The following is a 5705-nucleotide window of genomic DNA, read 5'->3' on the forward strand; positions in this document are numbered from 1 at the left end:
TTCAAATGAAAAAGTGTCAGTCCAGGTCATTTTATAATCAGTCTAATGTGATTTTTGAAATACGCCTGATAAAACAGGCCCAATCCCCAGGCTCACAAATAACAGGCTGAGTTTCATACGTAATCAGAAAAGAAAATGCGAAATTCAGCCGATACGTTTTCTGGCGATACTTTCCGCCGCTTTGATAAGAGGATAGGCCGTTGGAGGGGCCGTCAGCAGGGGATGGGTCCCTATCTGCGAAGTCAGCACCGCGTCAACCGTCATTCTGTTCTGGATTATGAAACCGATAAGATTGGTGAGCTCACCGACAGACGACCCACCGTAGACCTCACCCCCGAGAATAATACCGGAATCAACTGAAGCGATCAGTTTAACAATCTGCACATGGGTATCCGGCAGACTGCCCGGATGACGATCAATCCCCTCGAACATGCCGGTCACAATTTCAAAACCTCTCTCATTAGCCAGGTTTTCAGTCACCCCGGCAGCACCGAAGGCTTCATCGCCGATTGCTGTACAGAAGATGGACAATGTTCCGGTAAAGGAACGAACTGTCGACAGCTTGTAGAGATTCATCCCGGCAATTCTTGCTTCTGCGCAGGAAGTGGAGGCAAGCATGGTCCGTTTTGGAGTCCTGGTGATAAAACTGAACTTCTCGGCACAGTCACCCACGGCAAAAATATCGGGATTTTCAGTGCGCATATATTCATTCACCCGGATAAACCCCAGGTCATTCACTCCAAGTCCTGCGTTTTTCGCAAGCTGTGAATTTGGCTGATAACCGACAGAAAGAATAACCGCGTCAGCATCCAGTGTTTCCCCGTTATCAAGCAGCACGGCCGAGACTTTTCCATCCCCCACTATCTTTTGAACCTTTCTGCCACAGACTGTTTTAACACCCCTTTTTTTCAAAGCCTCCTCCGCCTTTGCCGCCAGCTCTTCATCAAAGGCAAGACTCAGTACATGGGGAAGCAGTTCAACAATGGTGACATCCTTACCGGCCTTGACAAGTTCATCCGCCATTTCCACACCGATAAAGCCACCACCTATCACAACGACTTTATCACACGACTCAAATTCAATCGACTGATTATCCAGATACTCTTTGTTCTTGGGAATAAAAAAGACATTCTCCAGGTCCGTCCCTGCAAGCCACCCCGGCTGTACAGGGGTGGAACCCGTTGCCAGCACAAGTTTTTCAAACTGCAGAACAGAGCCATCAACCAGACTGCACGTTTTTTTCTCCTGATCAATTGAGACCGCTTCCCCTACAATCAGGTCAACACCGGCCCCGCTCAGAACCTGATCCGGCACCACATTTTTTTCACTCCCGCCAAGAGTGCCGAACATATACGGAATCCCGCAGGGAACAAGTACCTTTTCCTCTTTTCGGACCAGTGTCACCTTCCTGTCCGGATAAAAACTCCTTGCCGTTGTTGCCGCGACAATTCCCGCGGCGCTGCCGCCGATCACCAGTACATCAATCTGTTTCATCACATTCCTTCCTGTAAATGAATTTTCTATATTTTCGGCCTGTTACGAGTATAATAAAACAGGTCATTCCGCAGTTACTCCGACCGGAAACCATCCAGCCGGAGTTATAGTAATCACTAAAACTATTTTGTGCATATGATTATTTTATTTTTCTGTTCTTTACTGAAGATCCGGGAAATGACATTCATCTTTCTTTTCAAACAATTCATGGTTAAACTGTGAGTCGTTGCTGTTTAATCAATTTCTGATTACATACAAAACTCAGCCTGCTATTTGTGAATCCGGGATATGTCTGTTTTACCAGGCGTATTGCCAATCCGACTGAGCATCATGGATAATCAGGAATCAATTTACATTGTTACAGAGTTTTCATCAGGGAGCAGACTGCATGGATTTTGAACCGAAATGGATTGCCTGGGAAATCACCAGGCGCTGCAATCTTAAATGTGTGCATTGCCGTTCATCATCGGAGCTGGAGGCAAAGGAGCATCCGGATTTTACCCTTGAGGAGGCCAAGGCGATAATGGATTCCATCGGCTCCTACGCCAGCCCCGTCCTTGTTCTTTCGGGTGGAGAACCACTTCTGCGAAAAGATGTTTTTGAAATTGCCGAATATGGTGGAGCCAAAGGGTTCCGCATGTGTCTTGCCACAAACGGCACCCTGGTCACCGATGAGATCTGCCGGAAAATAAAAGACGTGGACATCAAAATGGTCTCTTTAAGCCTGGACGGGGCAAAGGCGGAGACCCATGATGATTTCCGCAACCAGAAAGGTGCCTTTGACGGCACCATGAACGCCATAGCCCTTTTTAAAAAGTATGATATTCCTTTTCTGATCAACTCCTCCTTTACCGTCCGCAACCGGAAGGAAGTCCCTGAAATCTACAAACTCGTCAAGAAACTTGGAGCCACCGCCTGGTATATGTTCATGATCGTCCCCACCGGCCGGGGTGAAGACATCATGGAAGAACTTATTCCGGAAGAAATCTATGACGAAATGCTGGAATGGCATTATGAAATGGAGAAAAATGAGGACGAACTCCTCATGCGCCCCACCTGTGCTCCTCACTATTATCGAATTGTCCGCCAGAAGGCCAGAGATGAAGGGGAACAGTTCAAGCGCCGGAACCTGAAGTTCTCCACCGGCGGCTCAAAAGGATGCCTGGCGGGTCAGCTTATCTGTCTGATTGATGTGGACGGAGAGGTTCTGCCCTGCTCCTATTTCCCTAAATCGGCGGGTAATGTTAAAAAAACGGAATTCAGAACAATCTGGGAGGAATCAGATCTTTTTCTTCAACTCCGGGATTTTAAAGGGTATAAAGATAACTGTGGCCAATGCGAATATGTCTCCGTCTGCGGTGGCTGCCGAGCCAGAGCCTACGCCATGACAGGAGATTTTCTGGCCCAGGAGCCGTTCTGCAGCTATGTTCCCCGGAAACTGAAAAACAAGACGTGAAACATAACCGCAAATGAACCGTAATTGGTCACAGGGTAACTCATAAATAACAAAATCTACCAAAAACCGGAAAAAATATGAACGACACATTTTTAAAAGCGTGCCGTGGCGAAAAAACCGATTACACCCCGATCTGGATGATGCGGCAGGCAGGACGCTACCTGCCTGAATATCAGAAAGTCCGGGGTAATGTCACCTTCCTGGAGCTGTGTAAATCCCCTGATCTCTGTGTTGAGGTCACGCTTCAACCCATCGATATCCTCAACATGGATGCTGCCATTCTCTTTTCGGATATCCTGATTCTCATGGAGGCCATGGGGGCGACCCTGGAATTCCACGAGGGAAGGGGCCCGGTTTTTCCCCAAACCTACCGGTCACGACCGGAAATAGAGCAGCTTATTCTTCCCGACCCCGACGAAGCCACTGGATTTGTCATGGAAACCATCCGGTTGCTGAGGGGAGAACTGAAGGTTCCCCTGATCGGTTTTGCTGGCGCACCGTTCACCTGTGCCACTTATCTAATTGAAGGTGGTTCCTCCAAAGTATTCTGGGAAACGAAGAAAATGATGTTCACCAGGCCCGATGATTTTCACCTGCTGATGAAAAAAATCACCGATGCCACCGTTCTCTATCTCCAGGCCCAGGCCAGGGCCGGGGCACAGGCGCTGCAGATCTTTGATTCCTGGGCGGGAATCCTCGCCCCGCGGGATTTTGCCGTCTTTGCCCTGCCCTATGTCCAGAGAATCATAAAGGAGCTACAGCATTTTGATATTCCCCTCATCTATTTCGCCAACAACGGCGCGACCCTGCTGGATCTGTCCGTGACCTCCGGAGCGGATGTCATTGGTCTTGACTGGCGTATCAACATTGGTGATGCCATTCGCCGGGTCGGGAAAAAAGCGGTCCAGGGAAACATAGACCCCTTTGCCCTGCTGCTGCCGAAAAAGGAGCTTAAAGCCCGTATTGCTGACCTGCTGAAAGACGCTGAAGACGCCCATGGCCATATCTTCAACCTGGGTCACGGTATCCACCAGTTTACCCCGCCTGAACAGGCAAAACTGGCCGTTGACCTTGTCCATGAACTGAGCAGCCGGTAGATGAGCATTCCTGTTCCATCCGCTGACCAGTGCCTTGAGTTCATGGAACGCTACCGGATGCTTGACAATATCCGTGCCCATTCACTCCAGGTGGCAAGGGTCGCCCTGGTGCTCGAAGACGGTCTGAAAAAGAATGGCAAAGCACGGCCTCTGCCACCAAAAGACATGATCCTGGCCGGAGCGCTGCTCCACGATATCGCCAAAACACGGTGCCTCAAGGGAAAGTGCCGCCATGACCTTGAGGGTGAGATTATCTGTATCGAACTGGGCTACCCCGAGATTGGAGAAATCGTCCGGGAGCACGTCATTCTGGAAAATTTCGCGGCAGCCCACTACCAAAAGGGGATTTTCGGTCCAAAGGAAATCGTCTATTATGCCGACAAACGTGTACGGCACGACGAAATTGTTTCCCTGGACAGCCGCCTAACCTACATTATAAAACGGTATGGCAACGGTGAGCCGGAAAGGGAAAAATTCATCCGCAGAAATTTCAGCCTGTGCCTGGAGTTTGAAAAATATCTCTTCACCTTTCTTGATTTTCCTCCTGAACAGATCGCGAAACGTGTTCAGGAAGAGATTTTTGAATTTTCCTGAAAATAAAATTTGACAACAACAAAATAAGTTTTATTCTTAAACAAGAATTAATCTTAACAAGAACAGAAAATGAACCCGTCCAAAGCCACTGAAGGACAATTTGATCATCTGAAACGGATCTGCAATGAAGCGGGAATCAAGCTGACCCACCAGCGTCTTGAAATTTTCAAGGAAATGGTGGCGGCCAAAGATCACCCTTCAGCGGAAGCAATCCACAGACGTCTGCAGAAGAGACTGCCGACCATTGCCCTGGACACGGTCTACCGGACCCTGACCACCTTTGATGAACTCGGTATCCTTAAAAAACTGCGACTGACAGGTGAACGCACACTTTTTGATGCCAACCTGGACAGGCACCACCATTTTTTCTGCACCCGCTGCAAAAAAATTGAGGATGTCTACTGGCCTGAATTTGACAATTCATCCCTTCCGGAAGGGATAGGTTCCATCGGCAAAATCAGAGCCCGCCATCTGGAGCTCCATGGCTTGTGCAAAAAATGTCTGACGGAAAGTGGTGGATGAACCTCCGTTTTTTTTTGCCAATTTTATAAGATTAATTCTTATCTAGTAATAAAATGGAAAAAGTATTATTTCGTATCAAATCACAGGGAGAACACCATGAATAAAACAGTTGAAAATCTGAAAGCCGCCTTTGCGGGAGAATCCCAGGCCAGAAACATGTACACCTTCTTCGCCGGCGTGGCCAGAAAGGAAGGCTATCATTACATTGCAAAGATATTTGAGGAAAGCGCGGCCAACGAAGAACAGCATGCCAAAGATCATTTCAAGCTGCTGAACGGAATAGGTGATACGGTTGCCAACCTGCAGGAAGCCATTAATGGAGAAAATTACGAGACAACTGAAATGTACCCCACCTTTGCAAAAGAGGCGGAAGAAGAGGGAAACAGTGAAGCGGCCTCTCTTTTCAGACAGATAGCCGGGATTGAGGCCCACCACCGTGACCGCTACCGGAAATGCCTGGACATGGTGAAAGCGGGTAGCGTCTTCAAAAGGGAGGAACCGATAAAGTGGAAATGTTCAAAATGCGGTTTCACGTTCAATGG

At 48.4% G+C, this 5705-nt stretch carries 6 protein-coding genes; 5 read left to right on the plus strand and 1 reads right to left on the minus strand.

All coding sequences use genetic code 11. The annotated features are described in order from the left end of the window. Positions 1–144: 144 nt before the first annotated feature. The gene (locus tag ACXLDX_RS13335; RefSeq protein WP_457577682.1) at positions 145–1497 is read right to left on the minus strand and encodes an FAD-dependent oxidoreductase; all 1353 of its coding nucleotides are present in this window, start codon (positions 1495–1497) and stop codon (positions 145–147) included. A 385-nt stretch (positions 1498–1882) separates the two neighbouring features. On the opposite strand from ACXLDX_RS13335, the gene ACXLDX_RS13340 reads away from it, so the two are divergent. The 5 genes from ACXLDX_RS13340 to ACXLDX_RS13360 form a co-directional block, all read left to right on the plus strand. Further along, the gene (locus ACXLDX_RS13340) at positions 1883–2950 is read left to right on the plus strand and encodes a radical SAM protein (protein WP_457577683.1); all 1068 of its coding nucleotides are present in this window, start codon (positions 1883–1885) and stop codon (positions 2948–2950) included. A 77-nt stretch (positions 2951–3027) separates the two neighbouring features. After that, the gene (gene hemE / locus ACXLDX_RS13345; RefSeq protein ID WP_457577684.1) at positions 3028–4047 is read left to right on the plus strand and encodes a uroporphyrinogen decarboxylase; all 1020 of its coding nucleotides are present in this window, start codon (positions 3028–3030) and stop codon (positions 4045–4047) included. After that, on the plus strand, positions 4048–4641 hold the full coding sequence (locus ACXLDX_RS13350; RefSeq protein ID WP_457577685.1) for an HD domain-containing protein: 594 nt from the start codon (positions 4048–4050) through the stop codon (positions 4639–4641). 69 nt (positions 4642–4710) lie between these two features. Further along, complete coding sequence (locus ACXLDX_RS13355) at positions 4711–5163, plus strand: Fur family transcriptional regulator (protein WP_457577686.1); 453 nt, start codon at positions 4711–4713, stop codon at positions 5161–5163. A 96-nt stretch (positions 5164–5259) separates the two neighbouring features. Next, positions 5260–5705, plus strand: a 446-nt coding sequence (locus ACXLDX_RS13360) for a rubrerythrin family protein (protein ID WP_457577687.1), incomplete at its 3' end; no start/stop codon positions are given.

The sequence above is a fragment of the Desulfomarina sp. genome (assembly GCF_054039375.1).